The organism is Pseudomonas synxantha (assembly GCF_900105675.1).
Taxonomy (GTDB): domain Bacteria; phylum Pseudomonadota; class Gammaproteobacteria; order Pseudomonadales; family Pseudomonadaceae; genus Aquipseudomonas; species Aquipseudomonas synxantha.
In genome coordinates this window covers 3,517,930-3,533,467 of the sequence record NZ_LT629786.1, presented here as the reverse complement: position 1 = coordinate 3,533,467, position 15,538 = coordinate 3,517,930, and the positions used below count along the sequence as shown (strand labels likewise).

Below are 15,538 nucleotides of genomic sequence, written 5' to 3'. Positions count from 1 at the left end.
GATGCCAGGAGTCTGGCATCGGATTTTCTAGGAAGCCCAGCGTGAGCTCAAATGCTTAAGTGAACAGCATTACGCTATCTAAGCGGGCTTTTTTTTGCGGAATCAGACCAGCCTATTAAGGCTTGGCAGGCTCTGCTGGTGCGGCAGGTGCAGCTTCTTTTGCGGCAGCTTCGTTAGCTTCAGCCTGAGCTTTGGCAGCATCGGCGTTTTCTTTCGCAGCGTCGTTCACTTTATCCTGTGCTTTAGTCATGTCTTGCTGAGCTTGCTCTTTATGAGCAGCAGCGTCTTGGGCTTTGTCTTCGGATTTCTTGTCGCAGGCAGCCAGGCCGAGGGCAGCGGCCAGCATCATGGAAATAGCTAATGTCTTGCGCATGGGGTGTTTCTCCTTATTGAAGATATCTACTGGCCTTTCGAGCCTAATGGGCCAGCATTAGTTCCTTTTATCCCACAGATATATATACCTTTTCGCACAGAAACTTTTTTCGGCGTTTTTAGTCCGCCGGATTCACACTAATAAGAGTCTAAAACCAATGACCGAAAACCCCTTGTTAGAGCGTGCCGCTCGCTTTGTTTCGGCGCTGCGTCACTGCCAGGTGCTGGGTGTTGCCGTGCATGCGGCCAGTGAGGAGGGCATGACCCTCGTGCTGCCTTACGGCCCGCATATCGTCGGTGATCCCCTGACCGGGGTGATCCATGGTGGCGCGCTGACTTCTTTAATGGATACGGCCTGTGGCATGGCCACCCTGTGCGTATTAGCCGAATTCGAAGTGTGCCCTACGCTGGACCTGCGCATCGACTACATGCACCCGGCCCAGCCCCATAAACCGGTCTATGGCTTTGCCCAATGCTACCGGGTCACCACTGATGTGATCTTTACCCGGGGGGTGGCCTACCAGGACGACCCGCAACAGCCCATCGCCCACGTCGTGGGCACGTTCATGCGCATGGGCAAGCGTCTCAAAGGCACGCAGGGGCTAGGCAGCACGGTCAGGGGAGAGCAGGCATGACCCATCGGTTCAAGACCCGCCTGGAGCAGGCCCTCGCTCGCGGCAATTACGACGCACTTCTGGACTTGGTGCCCTATGCCAAGCTTATCGGTGTCGAATGCACTTGGTTGGGGGATGAGCTGTTGTTTCGCCTGCCGGCCAACAAAGACAATATTGGTAACCCGATATTGCCGGCGTTGCATGGCGGGGTGATCGCCGGCTTTATGGAGCTGTCGGCGGCGATGCATCTGCTGGTGTCTACCGGCGCTCCGAGCCTGCCGAAGATTATCGACTTCTCCCTGGATTACCTGCGCGCCGGCCAGTTTCGCGACACTTATGCCAAATGCCAGGTATGGCGCCAGGGCCGCCGTGTGGCGAATGTGGCGATCACCGCCTGGCAGAGCACCCCGGCCGAACCGATAGCCACCGCCCGTGCACATTTCAAGATTGAGGATCTGGCCCGCCCTTGAAATCCTGGTCTTAGCCCCCAACTTTGATGACAACCCGCCGCCAACCCTCAAGGGCGCGGCCATTGCCATCCAATTGGAGTTTGATGACCATGAGTGTGGAAACTCAAAAGGAAACCCTGGGCTTCCAGACCGAGGTGAAGCAGCTGCTGCACCTCATGATCCATTCGCTGTATTCCAACAAGGAAATCTTCCTTCGCGAATTGATCTCGAACGCCTCTGACGCTGTCGACAAATTACGTTTCGAAGCTCTGTCCAAGCCGGAGTTGCTGGAAGGTGGCGCGGAACTGAAAATTCGCGTGAGCTACGACAAAGACGCCAAGACCGTCACCCTCGAAGACAACGGTATCGGCATGAGCCGTGAAGAGGCGGTTACCCATCTGGGTACTATCGCCAAATCCGGCACTGCGGATTTCATGAAGAACCTCTCGGGAGACCAGAAAAAAGATTCGCATCTGATCGGCCAGTTCGGCGTGGGCTTCTACTCGGCCTTCATCGTTGCCGACAAGGTCGAAGTGTTCAGCCGCCGTGCCGGGCTCGACGCCAGCGAAGGCGTGCACTGGGCTTCCAAGGGTGAGGGTGAGTTCGAAATCGCCACCATTGATAAGGCAGACCGCGGTACCCGCATCGTGCTGCACCTGAAATCCGGCGAAGACGAATTCGCCGATGGCTGGCGCCTGCGCAACATCATCAAGAAATACTCCGACCATATCGCATTGCCGATCGAATTGCCCAAGGAGCAAACCGCTGCCGAAGGCGAAGAGAAGCCGGCCGAGGAATGGGAAACCGTTAACCGTGCCAGCGCCCTGTGGACCCGTCCGCGTACCGAAATCAAGGACGAGGAATACCAGGAGTTCTACAAGCACATTGGTCACGACTACGAAAACCCGCTGAGCTGGAGCCACAACAAGGTCGAAGGCAAGCTGGAATACAGCTCGTTGCTCTACGTGCCGGCTCGTGCTCCGTTCGACCTGTACCAGCGTGAAGCACCTAAAGGCTTGAAGCTGTATGTGCAGCGCGTGTTCGTGATGGACCAGGCCGAATCCTTCCTGCCGCTGTACCTGCGCTTTATCAAAGGTGTGGTCGACTCCAACGACTTGTCGTTGAACGTGTCGCGGGAAATCCTGCAGAAAGACCCGATCATCGATTCCATGAAGTCGGCGCTGACCAAGCGTGTGCTCGACATGCTGGAAAAACTGGCGAAGAACGAACCTGAGCAATACAAGAGCTTCTGGAAGAACTTCGGCCAAGTAATGAAGGAAGGCCCGGCGGAAGACTTCGCCAACAAGGAAAAAATCGCCGGCTTGCTGCGTTTTGCTTCGACTCAAGGCAGCGATGCAGAGCAGGTCGTGTCTCTGGCCGAGTACCTGGCCCGGGCCAAGGAAGGTCAGGACAAGATCTACTACCTGACCGGCGAGAAGTACGAAGCCGTCAAGGATAGCCCGCACCTGGAGGTCTTCCGCAAGAAAGGCATCGAAGTGCTGCTGCTGACCGACCGTATCGATGAGTGGCTGATGAGCTACCTCACCGAGTTCGACGGCAAATCCTTCGTCGACGTCGCCCGTGGTGACCTGGACCTGGGTAACCTGGACTCCGAGGAAGAGAAGAAAGAAGCCGAGGAAGTCGCCAAGTCCAAAGAAGGCTTGGTTGAGCGGATCAAGGCGTCCCTGGGGGATGCGGTCAGTGAAGTACGGGTTTCCCATCGCCTGACCGACTCCCCGGCGATCCTGGCCATCGGCGAGCAGGACCTGGGCATGCAGATGCGCCAGATCCTCGAGGCCAGCGGCCAGAAAGTGCCGGATTCGAAGCCGATCTTCGAATTCAACCCGGCTCACCCGCTGATCGAGAAACTTGATGGCGAGCAGAGCGAAGAGCGTTTTGGCGATCTATCGCACATTCTCTTCGACCAAGCCGCCCTGGCAGCCGGCGACAGCCTGAAAGATCCAGCCGCCTATGTGCGCCGTCTGAACAAGCTGTTGGTTGAACTGTCGGTTTAATACCCGCGTAGAAAAACCCGCTTCGGCGGGTTTTTTCGTTTTACCGCACCTCAACTGGAGAAAATGATGAGCCAAGTCACTGTACGTTCCGTGGTCTATCAGATTGATGGTCAGTCTTATGAAAGCCGCCTGGCGTTCGATGCCAGTCACAAGGCCCCTCTGCCGGGGCTGTTGATGGCGCCGAACTGGATGGGGGTGAGTGTGGGCGCCGAGGAGATCGCCAAGCGTGTCGCCAGCAAAGGCTACGTGGTGCTGATTGCCGACCTCTACGGGCAAACCGTGCGTCCGAGCAATGGCGATGAAGCCGGCGCGGCGATGATGCCACTGAAAAATGACCGCTCGCTGCTGAACAAGCGCATGCAAGCGGCCTTTGAGCAGCTGCAAGGCCAGACCGATGCGGCCGTCGATACGTCGAAGCTGGCGACCTTCGGTTTTTGCTTCGGCGGTTGCTGCTCCCTGGAGTTGGCGCGTACTGGGGCGCCGCTCAAGGCGGCGATCTCGTTCCACGGCACCCTCGACACGCCAAATCCGGCGGATGCGAATAACATCAAGGGCTCGGTGCTGGTCTTGCACGGTGCTTCCGATCCGTTGGTGCCCAAAGAACAACTGCCGGCGTTCGAAGATGAAATGAACGCGGCGGGTGTGGATTGGCAGTTGCTGAGCTACGGTGGCGCGGTGCATTCCTTCACCGACCCTGAGGCCAATGTGCCGGGCAAGATGATGTACGACGCCAAGACCGCTGCACGGGCGTTCCAGTCGATGCATAACTTGTTGGATGAAGTGTTCAAGGGCTGATTGCTCAGCCCTATCGGGGCATGGGTATCTACACATTGTGTAGCTCCCCGGTAACCACGATGCGCAGCGAGTCGCTCTTGATCTTGCTCTTGCTCTTGATCTGGCTTTTGATCTTAGGCGCCCCGTTAAACCATGCTGGCCGGAATTCGACAGGGATTTGGGGGGTAAACCGGCAGGGATGCCGGTTTAGCCGCCCCGCGCCATGGATGGCGCGTGGCGGCGGCCCCCCAAATCCATGGCGGATTACGGGCACACCGAGCCTGGGCGAGGTGCCGAGTGGTGGGGCAAGAGCGTTTGGTTACTTTGCGCTTTTCAAAGTGACCCGCTGTAAAAGCGGAACCAATAGTGGCCGTTGCCCAAATAACGGATATGTACTCGGTCCGATCCAACATTCTGGTCGGCTGTCAGGCCGCCATCGGGGGCAAGCCCCCTCCCACACTTGAACTGTGAATACAGTCAAAAATGTGGGGGGCGGTGCGACGATTCGACTTGCTCCCGATGACTATCTAACAGGCAATTCAATTCTTTCTGACTCCCCCGGCACCGTCGGCCAATCCCCAGCCGCCCACCGCTGCCGTGCCTGCTCGATCATCGCCGGATCGCTCGCCACGAAATTCCAGTTGATCCGCCGCGGCCCATCCAGTGGCGCGCCGCCAAACACCATCACATGGCAATCGGTCTCGGCAAACAGTGTCATCTCTTGCCCTGGCGGCAATACCACCAGGCTATGCACTGCCAGCGGCTCGCCGTCGAGCTGCGCATCACCTTCCAGCATATACACCGCGCGCTCCTCATGCTCATCGGGAACCAGCAAGGTGGTAGCCACCTGCATCTGCACCTCGGCATACAGTGTCGGCGAGAGCACCGGCACCGGAGACTTGAGACAGAAGCCATCACCGGCGATCAGGCGCACCTGCACACCGAGGTTATCGCTCACCGGCAAGCTCGCCGCCGAGTGATGGCTGTAGTGGCCAGGCCCGGTCTCGTGGTCCTTGGGTGAGGCCAGCCATACTTGCAGGCCATGCAGGCTGAAACCGCTGGCCTTGAGCGCTTCGGGGGTACGCTCGACATGGGCAATTGCGCTACCGGCGGTCATCCAGCTGACATCACCGGCCTGCACCACCTGGTCCGAACCGAGGCTATCCTTGTGCTGCAAGGCGCCTTCAAACAGGTAGGTGAGGGTGGACAGGCCGATATGCGGGTGCTGGCGGATATTCATGCCCGTGCCTGGTGCATAGCGGGTCGGCAGCATATGGTCGAAAAACACAAAGGGCCCGACGCTGCGGCATTCACGGGAGGGTAGCGGGCGCAGGATCGGCTGGCCTTCGACATCTTCGGCGCAGGGGCGGATCACGGTGAGGGTGGTCATGGAGCATCCCTGTTTGAGCGGGTTGGATGCGGCTGAGCATAACCCGCTCGATGGGAAGTTGGCGCTATGCGCTGAAGGCACCTTCCGATAATTTCGTCTCGATGCTGATTTCGGCGGTGGTCATCAGCTTGTGCACCGGGCACTTGTCTGCAACGCGATGCAACTCCTCGCGCTGCTCATCGCTCAATACACCCTTGAGGGTCAATTTGACGCTGAGTTTGTATTTGCCTTTTTGCTCTTCGGCGGCGTCGTGAGTTACTTCAACGGTCACGCCGGTGAGCGGGATATCTTTCTTCTGCGCGTAGAGCCTGACCGTCAAGGCTTTGCATGACGCCAGCGCAGCATCGAAATAATCGTGGGGGGAGGGCGCCGAGTCGTCGCCACCCAGGCTCTTGGGCAGGTCGGTAAACAGCTCGTGGTTGTTGATATTGACGCTGTGACGGAAGTTTTCAGCGTTCAGTGTATTGACGGTAACAGGCATGGCGAACCTCACAAGAGGGCAGGATGAAGGTCATGCAGTTATAGAGCATGCTGGCGCCCGAGTGTTCCCGTTTTTCCGTGCTGAACCGGGATGACTGGCGCAAGGTCTACCCGTATTAGCCTAATTGAGGTGTTACCGTGCTTCGGACCCGCCTGAGTCTTGCCTTGTTGCTCGTTGCCGCCAGCCTTGCCGCGCAGGCCCGCGACTATGCCTACAGTGACGCGCACCTGCACTACGTGGATTTTTTCCAGGAAACGGCAGGCATGGACAAACTGCTCAAGGCGATGGCCGAAAACCGCATCGAGCATGTGATGATTTCCGGTATCCCCGTGGCCAAGAAATGGCACGAAGATGAGCCCAAGCGCCCGCGCTACTACGCCGGTGATGACGCCGATGCCTATTGGTACAGTGCCACCGATGTGATTGTCGCGGCAGCGGTCAATAAGCTGGCCCCCGAGCAACGCCAACACTTTCATCCGTTCCTGGCCGGCTTCAATCCCAACGACAAGAACTCCGCTGCCCATATCCAGCGCATGCTCGACCTCAACCCCGGATTGTGGCAGGGCATCGGTGAAGTGTTCACCCGCCACGACGACCTCACCGCCCTGACTTCCGGTGATACGCCCCGCGCCAACAACGAAGCGATGACGCGTATCTATCATCTGGCCGCCGAAAACGACCTGCCGGTGATGCTGCATTCCAACATTACCTCCAAGCGCGAGCGTAATCCGCTGTATCTCGCGGAAGTCGAGGAGTCGTTGCGCAACCACCCACACACACGCTTTATCTGGGCCCATGCCGGCACGAGCAAGGAAATCCACCGGCATCAGGTGCAGATGGACTTTTTGCTGCCCACCTTGAACCGCATGCTCGAGGCGTACCCCAACCTGTATATCGACCTGTCCTGGAGCATGCTCACGCCTTATCTGCTGGATGAGGCGGGTCAGCCTCGGCCGGAGTGGGTAAAACTGGTGGAGCGCTTTCCAGAGCGCTTTATGCTGGGGTCTGATGTGGTCGGGCGTTTCAATAAGCTGGGCAAGGAAATGCGCCGCTTCGACCCGTTTCTCGATGCGTTGCCCGAGGACGTGGCCCGCAAGGTGGCGCGGGATAATTTCCTGGCGATACTGCCCAAGTCGCCTCGCAATGGCGTCACACCCTGATAGTGCGTTTGTTGCCTTGACCGGTGCGAAGCAGGCGCCTCGGTCTTTGCGTTCACCCATAAAAAAGCCCCGAACCAGTCGGGGCTTTTTCAGGTGACTTGGCCTGCGGGGCTTACTTGCCCTGCCAGCGTTTCAGTACCAGGGTGGCGTTGGTGCCACCGAAGCCGAAGCTGTTGCTCATCACAGTGTCGATCTTAGCGTTTTCTACGGTCTTGGTCAGGATCGGCATGTCGGCAACGACCGGGTCGATCTCTTCGATGTTGGCCGAGCCGGCCATGAAGTTGCCTTCCATCATCAGCAGGCAGTAGATCGCTTCGTGAACGCCGGCAGCGCCCAGGGAGTGACCGGACAGGCTCTTGGTGGAGCTGATGGCCGGCGCCTTGTCGCCGAATACCGCACGTACGCCTTCCATTTCCTTGGCGTCACCGACCGGAGTCGAGGTGCCGTGGGTATTCAGGTAGTCGATTGGGGTATCCACGGTGGCCATGGCCATCTGCATGCAGCGGATGGCACCTTCGCCGCTTGGTGCAACCATGTCGTAGCCGTCGGACGTTGCGCCGTAGCCAACGATTTCCGCATAGATCTTTGCGCCACGGGCCAGGGCGTGTTCCAGCTCCTCGACCACCACCATGCCGCCACCGCCGGCGATGACGAAACCGTCACGCTTGGCGTCGTAGGCACGGGAGGCTTTTTCCGGGGTTTCGTTGTACTGGGTGGACAGTGCGCCCATGGCGTCGAACAGGAACGACTGGCTCCAATGTTCTTCTTCACCGCCGCCAGCGAATACGATGTCCTGCTTGCCCAGCTGGATCTGCTCAACGGCAGTACCAATGCAGTGGGCACTGGTGGCGCACGCGGAGGAGATCGAGTAGTTCACGCCCTTGATCTGGAATGGCGTGGCCAGGCAGGCGGAAACGGTGCTGCCCATGGTCCGCGTGACACGGTAAGGGCCAACGCGTTTCACGCCTTTTTCGCGCAGGATGTCCAGCGCTTCCATCTGGTTGAGGGTCGATGCGCCGCCGGAGCCGGCGATCAGGCCGGTACGTACGTTCGACACCTGGTCTTCGCTCAGGCCGGAATCGGCGATCGCGTCTTTCATGGCCAGGTAGGCGTAGGCGGCAGCGTGGCCGACGAAGCGATAGATCTTGCGATCGATCAGCTCTTCGAGGGGCAGGTCGATGGAGCCGGAAACCTGGCTACGCAGACCCATTTCGGCATATTCCGGGTTGAAGCGGATGCCAGGGCGACTTGCACGCAGGTTAGCGGTGACGGTCTCTTTGTCATTGCCCAGGCAAGAAACGATGCCCAGACCAGTGATAACGACGCGGCGCATGCGGATAACCCTTAAAAGTTGTCAGTGGAAGTGAATACGCCGACCCGAAGGCCTTCGGCAGTATAGATCTCGCGTCCGTCGACAGTCACCGAACCGTCGGCGATGGCCAGGTTCAGCTTGCCCTTGAGGACGCGCTTGATTTGAATGTTGTAGGTGACTTTCTTGGCGCTCGGCAGGACCTGGCCAAAGAACTTCACTTCGCCCGAACCCAGGGCGCGGCCGCGGCCCGGCAGGCCTTGCCAGCCCAGGTAGAAGCCGACCAGTTGCCACATGGCATCGAGGCCCAGGCAGCCTGGCATCACAGGGTCGCCTTCGAAGTGACAGGCGAAGAACCAGAGGTCCGGGGTGATATCCAGCTCGGCGACCAATTCACCTTTGCCGTACTTGCCACCCTCTTCGCTGATATGGGTGATGCGATCCACCATCAGCATGTTCGGGGCGGGCAGTTGCGCGTTACCTGGGCCGAACAGCTCACCGCGACTGCAGCGCAGCAGGTCTTCCCGAGTAAAGGCGTTTTGTTTGGTCATGCGAGCTCCTCAATAATCCCATGCGGCAGGGTAGGGTAAATCTTCCCGAACCGAATGAAGCGTTCATGCCTCATAGCGGCAGCCTACACATAGACTATTGCGTTGTAGTGAAAGTCACAGCGGCAAGGTACTGAATGTACACTTGTTCACTGAAATTTTAAACCGGGCCTGTTTATCGGCCCGTTCGGGTGCCTAAGACTGCCGCACTTTCGTCTTTCACGCCAGTCAGAGTTGGCTGATGGCGCGGCGCTATTGCACCCAGCGCTGCAGGATTTCCTGCAAATCCGTGCGTTTGAACGGCTTGGCCAGGTAATCGTTCATTCCGGCTGCCAGGCACGCTTCGCGGTCACCCTGCAATGCGTTGGCCGTCAGGGCGATAATCGGCAGATCGGCGCAGCCGGGCAGTTGGCGAATCTGTCGAGTGGCTTCGTAGCCGTCGATCAACGGCAAGCGGCAATCCATCAGGATGGCGGTGAAAATCAGGCTCTCGGCGCTGCGGATCGCCTCGGCGCCATCGGTGGCCAGGCTGACTTCAAAACCCAGGCTGCGCAACATTGCTTCGACCACTGTGCGATTGACCGGGTTGTCTTCCACCAGCAACACGTGGCGTCCGTCACCGGCACTGGTTTTGCCAACGGCGTCTGGAGCAATGGCCTGCACCTGTTGCTGGTCGATAGCCAGCGGGATTTCCAGGGTAAACACCGAGCCCCGGCCTTCTTCGCTCCGGGCCCGCAAGGTGCCGCCCATGCGCTCGGCCAGGGTGCGCGCAATTGGCAGCCCCAGGCCGGTGCCGCCGTAACGTCTTGAAATGGAACTGTCGGCCTGCTGGAACGCATCGAACATCAGCTCCAGGCGTTCGGCAGAAATGCCAATTCCGCTGTCGCGCACCGTGCAGGTGAACCAGACCAGTTCGTGGTCCAGGGTTTGCCAATGGGGCTCGACGGTCACGCTGCCATGTTCGGTAAATTTCAACGCGTTGCCGATCAGGTTGACCAGTACCTGCCGGATACGTGTCGGGTCGCCCCGCACTTGCAGGGCTTCCATGCCCGCAGGAATCGGTAACTCCAGGGTCAGCCCGCGCTGCTGGGCGCTGTGCTGGAAGGCCTGAGCGCAGCTGTTGATCAGGTCCGCCAGGTTGAAGGAAATATGTTCCAGTTCCAGTGCGGCGCGCTCAATGCGTGAGAAGTCGAGGATGTCGTTGATCACCTTGAGCAAGTGCTCGGTGGACTCGGAAGCCAGCGCCGCGTACTCGGTCTGTTCTTCGGTCATCTCGGTGGTTTCCAGCAGTTGCAGCATACCCAGCACACCGTTCATGGGCGTGCGCAGTTCGTGGCTCATCATCGCCAGGAATTCCGATTTGGCGTTGTTCGCACGCTCGGCTTCCTCGCGGGTCTGGATCAACTGGGCGATGGCTTGTTGCTGTTCGCGACTGGCTTGGTTGAGGCCCTCGGCCAGGTTGTTGATATGCCGCGACAGGTCGCCCAGCTCCGAGTCATCGACAATCGGCAGTGGGGTCTTGTAGTCGCCCTGCTGGATCGCCTTGACCGCGTTGCCCATGGCGCTGATCGGCTGCGACAGGCTCGCCGCCAGGCGTCGCGCCAGCAGGAAAGTGAACAGCAGGGCGAACAGCGCCAGGATCCCGGCCTTGAACAGGATCTGTTGCTGGCGCTGGCTGAACGCGTCGTTGGACATGCCGACGATCACCCGGCCCAGGTAATCTGCGCGGGGTACCATGGGGCCCTTGAGGTTGTCCTGGAAGAAGTCATTGCCCAGCTCGATATGTTGCAGGCGGATCGGCGCCTGGAACACTTTCACCGACAGTGAGCGGTCATGTTTCTCCGACGGTTGCTCGACATACACCAGGATGTTTTCGGCGCTGTCCTGAATCTCCAGGAAGCGTACGTGGGGCGTGGCCAAGGTCGCGCGCAGCAGGGATTCGAGCACATCGTTGTTGCCGGAAATCACCCCGTACTCGGTAGCGGGCGCCAGCTGGTTGGCGATCAGTTGACCGGTGTGATCCAGTTCCTGGCGCAAATCCTGGATACGCACGAAGGTAAAGAAACTGATCAACAGCAGGGTCAGCAATAACGCGGGGCCCAGGGTAATGAGCTGGGTGCGGGTGTTGATATCCCAACGACGACGCAAGGTCATGGGCGTTTTTCTCCTTCGGCCAAGCGGGCGGCGACGGCGGCTTCATCGACCTGTTCGATGCCCAGTGAGCGCGCGACTTGCGGGTTGCCCACGACTTTGAAGTGTTCCGGGTACAAGGTGTGCGGCCAATTGGCCGGCGCATGGTCCAGCAGGCGGTCCAGCACGGCGAGCCAGTCGGGCTGGTCACTGTAGGTGCTGGCCAGGCTACCGGCCCTGACAAACCCGGCGTTGGGGCCCACCAGTGGCAGTTGTTGGGCGTAGCTGCTCAGCAACAGGTTTTTTGCAGTTTTGGGGTTGTACAGTTTTGGGTCGTCGAGGCCGAGCAGCACGTCGCTGTTCTTGAACAGGGTCTGCAGCGCACGGCTGTCATTGGTGTTATTCCATCGTTGCGGCACGATTTCCAGGCCCATGGGTTTGGCGAACTGCATCAGTTCGCGAAGCAGGAACTCGCTGTCGGCACCGTAAAGCACGCCGATGCGGTGGGCCTGGGGCAGGATGCTGGCGATCAGGTGCAACTGACGTTCCAGCGGCGGGTCACTCCACAGCAGGCTGATCTTCGCCGGATGCGTGTCGCCCAGGCGTTGTCGGGCCTGCAGGCGGCTGATGCGCAGCACCAGGGTCGGCGGGCCTTGAGCGTCCTGCAGACGCCAATCCAGGCCGGGCAAGTCGAGGAGGATCAAGCGGGTGCTGGCGGGCAAACGGCTCGGCGCTGGCAAGTCCTTGAGCGGGGTGAAGGTGATCTGGTCTTCGGGGCGCTGTTGCGCAAGGGCCTGGGTAAAGGCTTGTACGCCGGCACTGTCTTGGACTGCTGTCAGCAGGATGTCGGCGCTCCACGCCGGGGTCGCCAGCAGCAGGGCTGCCAGCAGCACGCCGCGGCACCAGCGCAGTGGAATCAAGAAGAGGGTCATCCGTGACTGATCGCCCATGTCAGAAGTCCAGCTCCGCGCTGAAGTAGAGGACGTGACGATGATCGTAGTTATTGTCGGCCCAGTTGGTGGGCTGGTTATCAAGGCGTTGTTGCAGCATGCCGGCCAGTTCCACATTGGTCTTGGCCACTGCAATGCGCTTGGCCACCCGCAGGTCGACCCGTTGGAAGCGATATTGGTTGAGTGCGTCGTCGCCGTAGTAGAACACTGCGCTGGACCAACCCTGGCCCCATTCACGCAGCCATCCGGCCGAGCCGCTGTTGCGGGCGGTTTGCGCCTTGTCCAGCGGGTTGCTGGAGGAGGCGTCGACATAAGCATAGGTCAGGCGCAGGCGGTCGGCGTTGCTCACGCGCCAGTCCAACTGTGATTCTGCCCCGGTAAAGCGCGAGCTGTTGGCGTTGCTGGCGATGTATTGGTTGTTGCGCAGTGGCGAGCTGATCATGTCGGTGATTTCGTCATAGAACAGCTTCACATCGACATTCAGCCCCAGGTCGGCAAAGAAACCGTTGTAGCCCAGCTCTCGTGAGCGCATCAATTCTTTGTCGAGGTTGCCGGGGCCGCGCGTCACGACAAAATACTGCCCGGAGTCTTGCCCATAGGCCGGGGAGCTGAGATTGGTGACGCGGTAGCTCCAGTTGACGTTGTTCTCGAACATGTCCGGCGAGCGGACCGCCTCGGAGTAAACCGCCCGCAAGCCATGGCGTGGGTTGATCAGGTAATTGACCGCCACCCGCGGGGTCAGGGAATTGCCGCTCAGGTGGGTGTCTTCGTACATGGCGCCGCCCTGCAGCAGCCAGTGTTCGCTGGGCCGCCATTCCAGCTGGCCGAACAGGCGCCAGGTGGTGTCGTCGAGCGTTCCGTTGAAGTAGGTGTCCGAGTCGGCGCGGTCGTAGCGGTAATTAAGGCCGCTGACCAGGCGCAGGCTATCGGACAGGCTGAGGGTGTCCTGCAGTTCCAGGTCGTAGCGGCTTTCCCGGGTACTTTGGTCGATATCGCCGCAGACGGGGTCCTTGCCACCCTGGTGTTTCCACTGATCGAGCACCTGATTGGCCAGAGCCTGTTCGGCGGCGCTGCCGGGTGGGGCGGAGCCTTGGCTGTAGGTCTCCATGTTGCGAGCCAGCCTTTCGGCGTAGTTGGGGTTGAGCTGCCATAACTGGGTCAGCTGCGGGCTGAATGAGACCTTGGCGTCACAGGCTTTCCAGATTTGCCGGCGGTCCCACTGCTGCGCCGATCCCTGGATGTACAGGCTGTGGTCGGGGTTGAAATCGAAGTTCCAGCGCAGTGAGCCTGCGTAGTCCTTGGCGGTAATGTCGGAATTGTTGCCACCTTCGGTAATGCCATCAAATACCGGCGTGTAGGTATAAGGGCGCTGGTTGGTGCCTTCCTTGACGTTCAGCTGCCAGTCGAGGCTCTGTTGCGCGTTCAGGGTCTGGCTTACCGCCAGGCTGAAACGGTTGAGGCGCCGTCCATCACGGCGGTCGGCGCCGACGGCGTTACTGTCAAAGCCATCGTCCTGTTGCCCGGACAGGGACAGGCGCAAATCGCCGGTCTCCCACCCCACACCCTGGCTGGCATAGAAGTCGTTGATCCCGCGTTCGCCACGGGTGACCTTCATGCGCGAACCGTGGCTGTTGGCCGGCGAGCGGGTGAGGATATTCACCACCGCCATCAGCGCGTTGGCGCCATAGCTGACGGTGTTGGGACCGCGAAATACCTCGATGCGCTCGATATCCTCCATGGCTACCGGGATATCGCTCCAGTCCACCGTGGCCAGGCCGGCGCGATACACCGAGCGACCGTCGATCAACACCTGCATGCGCCGTGCATCACTGGCGCTGGTGCCGTGGTAGTTCACCGACGCCTGGTTGCCAGTGGTGTAGCCGACCATCATCCCGGGCACCAGCCGCAGCAGTTCCGAAATGTCCCGGGCGCCGCTGGCCTTGATCAGCTCGCTGTCGATCACCGTCATGCTGCCGGGCACGGCGGCGGCCGATTGCTTGAGGCGCGTGGCGGTCAAGACCTGCGGCAGCGGTTGGCCGTCGAGAAACAGATCGTCAGCCAGTGCAGGCAGGCTGCACAACAGCATCAACATTAGAGATGAGCGAGGAGGAGGGCCCAGATACACGGCACGGCCTTGTTAATGACGGATAGCCGCCCATGTTAACTGAGGCGGGGCTATTTGCCAGTCGTCGGATTTGCAATTACCTAGCACAGGCGTGGCATTTTCCGACAGGCGTGCGAATTGATACGGGGGCTGGCCGCAAGCGGGGCGCCCCGTATAATGCCGCCATCGCCACTGGTATGGATTAACGGATTGCATATGACAGAACAGCGCCCTATCGCGGTCCTGGGAGGCGGAAGTTTTGGTACCGCCGTGGCTAACCTGCTGGCCGAGAACGGCCAGACGGTGCGTCAGTGGATGCGCGACCCCGAGCAGGCCGAAGCGATTCGCGTGCATCGTGAAAACCCCCGTTACCTTAAAGGCATCAAGATTCATCCGGCGGTCGAGCCGGTCACCGACCTGCTGGACACGCTCACGGCCTGCGACCTGTGCTTTGTCGCGCTGCCCTCCAGCGCCTTGCGCTCGGTGCTGGCCCCCCATTCCGAACGCCTGGCAGGCAAGCTGCTGGTCAGCCTGACCAAGGGTATCGAGGCCCATACCTTCAAGCTGATGAGTGAAATCCTCACAGAGATCGCACCTCAGGCGCGCATTGGCGTGCTATCCGGGCCGAACCTGGCGCGGGAAGTCGCCGAGCACGCCCTGACGGCCACGGTGGTCGCCAGCGAAGACGAAGCCTTGTGTGAGCGTGTGCAGGCGGTGTTGCATGGCCGTACTTTCCGGGTCTATGCCAGCGCCGACCGTTTTGGCGTCGAATTGGGCGGGGCACTGAAAAACGTCTACGCGATCATTGCCGGCATGGCCGTGGCCCTGGGCATGGGGGAAAACACCAAGAGTATGTTGATCACCCGCGCCCTGGCCGAGATGACTCGCTTTGCGGTGAACCAGGGCGCCAACCCGATGACGTTCCTCGGCCTGGCAGGCGTGGGCGACTTGATCGTCACCTGTTCATCGCCCAAGAGCCGTAACTATCAGGTCGGGTTTGCCCTGGGCCAGGGCCTGAGCCTGGAGGAGGCGGTGACGCGCCTGGGCGAAGTGGCCGAAGGGGTCAACACCCTCAAGGTACTCAAAGCCAAGGCCCAGGAGGTCGGCGTGTATATGCCGCTGGTCGCCGGCCTGCACGCGATCCTGTTCGAAGGGCGCACCTTGGACCAGGTCATCGAGCTGTTAATGCGGGCCGAGCCCAAGACCGATGTCGACTTTATTTCCACCAGTGGTTTCAACTGA

14 protein-coding genes are annotated in these 15,538 nt (G+C 59.9%); 6 read left to right on the top strand and 8 right to left on the bottom strand.

What is annotated here, in order from left to right:
- Positions 1–115: 115 nt before the first annotated feature.
- Entirely contained in the window at positions 116–373 is a 258-nt protein-coding gene (locus BLU48_RS16360) for a hypothetical protein (RefSeq protein ID WP_057025734.1), read from the bottom strand.
- 157 nt (positions 374–530) lie between these two features.
- On the opposite strand from BLU48_RS16360, the gene BLU48_RS16355 reads away from it, so the two are divergent.
- From BLU48_RS16355 to BLU48_RS16340, 4 genes are all read left to right on the top strand, one after another.
- A complete protein-coding gene (locus tag BLU48_RS16355) occupies positions 531–1,007 on the top strand; it encodes a PaaI family thioesterase (protein ID WP_057014096.1) in 477 nt (158 codons plus the stop codon).
- Entirely contained in the window at positions 1,004–1,456 is a 453-nt protein-coding gene (locus BLU48_RS16350) for a PaaI family thioesterase (protein WP_057025733.1), read from the top strand. Before BLU48_RS16355 ends, BLU48_RS16350 begins: the two co-directional genes overlap by 4 nt.
- An 89-nt stretch (positions 1,457–1,545) precedes the next feature.
- Positions 1,546–3,450 (top strand): molecular chaperone HtpG, encoded by a 1,905-nt coding sequence (htpG, locus tag BLU48_RS16345; protein WP_057014125.1) that lies wholly within the window; start codon positions 1,546–1,548, stop codon positions 3,448–3,450.
- Between the two features lie 66 nt (positions 3,451–3,516).
- On the top strand, positions 3,517–4,245 hold the full coding sequence (locus BLU48_RS16340; protein WP_057025732.1) for a dienelactone hydrolase family protein: 729 nt from the start codon (positions 3,517–3,519) through the stop codon (positions 4,243–4,245).
- Between the two features lie 502 nt (positions 4,246–4,747).
- Here BLU48_RS16340 and BLU48_RS16330 read toward each other — a convergent pair.
- Together BLU48_RS16330 and BLU48_RS16325 are read right to left on the bottom strand one after the other, a co-directional pair.
- Positions 4,748–5,614: a pirin family protein gene (locus BLU48_RS16330; RefSeq protein ID WP_057025731.1), complete on the bottom strand. Its 867-nt coding sequence runs from the start codon at positions 5,612–5,614 to the stop codon at positions 4,748–4,750.
- Between the two features lie 64 nt (positions 5,615–5,678).
- The gene (locus tag BLU48_RS16325) at positions 5,679–6,095 is read right to left on the bottom strand and encodes an OsmC family protein (RefSeq protein WP_043051254.1); all 417 of its coding nucleotides are present in this window, start codon (positions 6,093–6,095) and stop codon (positions 5,679–5,681) included.
- 137 nt (positions 6,096–6,232) lie between these two features.
- Between BLU48_RS16325 and BLU48_RS16320 the strand changes: the two genes are divergently transcribed.
- Positions 6,233–7,255, top strand: coding sequence for an amidohydrolase family protein (locus BLU48_RS16320; protein ID WP_057025730.1), 1,023 nt, complete (start codon positions 6,233–6,235; stop codon positions 7,253–7,255).
- Between the two features lie 112 nt (positions 7,256–7,367).
- On the opposite strand, the gene fabB is transcribed toward BLU48_RS16320, so the two are convergent.
- From fabB to BLU48_RS16295, 5 genes are all read right to left on the bottom strand, one after another.
- Positions 7,368–8,588 (bottom strand): beta-ketoacyl-ACP synthase I, encoded by a 1,221-nt coding sequence (fabB, locus tag BLU48_RS16315; RefSeq protein ID WP_057025729.1) that lies wholly within the window; start codon positions 8,586–8,588, stop codon positions 7,368–7,370.
- Positions 8,589–8,599: 11 nt separating this feature from the next.
- Entirely contained in the window at positions 8,600–9,115 is a 516-nt protein-coding gene (fabA, locus tag BLU48_RS16310; RefSeq protein WP_003190035.1) for a 3-hydroxyacyl-[acyl-carrier-protein] dehydratase FabA, read from the bottom strand.
- Between the two features lie 249 nt (positions 9,116–9,364).
- Positions 9,365–11,266 (bottom strand): ATP-binding protein, encoded by a 1,902-nt coding sequence (locus BLU48_RS16305; protein ID WP_057025728.1) that lies wholly within the window; start codon positions 11,264–11,266, stop codon positions 9,365–9,367.
- Positions 11,263–12,192, bottom strand: coding sequence for an ABC transporter substrate-binding protein (locus BLU48_RS16300; RefSeq protein ID WP_057025727.1), 930 nt, complete (start codon positions 12,190–12,192; stop codon positions 11,263–11,265). The genes BLU48_RS16305 and BLU48_RS16300 overlap by 4 nt, the downstream gene beginning before the upstream one ends.
- 1 nt (position 12,193) lies before the next feature.
- Positions 12,194–14,317, bottom strand: a complete 2,124-nt coding sequence (locus BLU48_RS16295; RefSeq protein ID WP_331717121.1) for a TonB-dependent receptor plug domain-containing protein — start codon at positions 14,315–14,317, stop codon at positions 12,194–12,196.
- Between the two features lie 195 nt (positions 14,318–14,512).
- Between BLU48_RS16295 and BLU48_RS16290 the strand changes: the two genes are divergently transcribed.
- Positions 14,513–15,538, top strand: a complete 1,026-nt coding sequence (locus BLU48_RS16290; RefSeq protein WP_057025726.1) for an NAD(P)H-dependent glycerol-3-phosphate dehydrogenase — start codon at positions 14,513–14,515, stop codon at positions 15,536–15,538.

Bases quoted from the DNA above. Each gene is read 5' to 3' on its own strand.
- BLU48_RS16360 (WP_057025734.1), bottom strand. From the start codon at position 373: ATGCGCAAGACATTAGCTATTTCCATGATGCTGGCCGCTGCCCTCGGC.
- BLU48_RS16355 (WP_057014096.1), top strand. From the start codon at position 531: ATGACCGAAAACCCCTTGTTAGAGCGTGCCGCTCGCTTTGTTTCGGCG.
- BLU48_RS16350 (WP_057025733.1), top strand. From the start codon at position 1,004: ATGACCCATCGGTTCAAGACCCGCCTGGAGCAGGCCCTCGCTCGCGGC.
- htpG (WP_057014125.1), top strand. From the start codon at position 1,546: ATGAGTGTGGAAACTCAAAAGGAAACCCTGGGCTTCCAGACCGAGGTG.
- BLU48_RS16340 (WP_057025732.1), top strand. From the start codon at position 3,517: ATGAGCCAAGTCACTGTACGTTCCGTGGTCTATCAGATTGATGGTCAG.
- BLU48_RS16330 (WP_057025731.1), bottom strand. From the start codon at position 5,614: ATGACCACCCTCACCGTGATCCGCCCCTGCGCCGAAGATGTCGAAGGC.
- BLU48_RS16325 (WP_043051254.1), bottom strand. From the start codon at position 6,095: ATGCCTGTTACCGTCAATACACTGAACGCTGAAAACTTCCGTCACAGC.
- fabB (WP_057025729.1), bottom strand. From the start codon at position 8,588: ATGCGCCGCGTCGTTATCACTGGTCTGGGCATCGTTTCTTGCCTGGGC.
- fabA (WP_003190035.1), bottom strand. From the start codon at position 9,115: ATGACCAAACAAAACGCCTTTACTCGGGAAGACCTGCTGCGCTGCAGT.
- BLU48_RS16305 (WP_057025728.1), bottom strand. From the start codon at position 11,266: ATGACCTTGCGTCGTCGTTGGGATATCAACACCCGCACCCAGCTCATT.
- BLU48_RS16300 (WP_057025727.1), bottom strand. From the start codon at position 12,192: ATGGGCGATCAGTCACGGATGACCCTCTTCTTGATTCCACTGCGCTGG.
- BLU48_RS16290 (WP_057025726.1), top strand. From the start codon at position 14,513: ATGACAGAACAGCGCCCTATCGCGGTCCTGGGAGGCGGAAGTTTTGGT.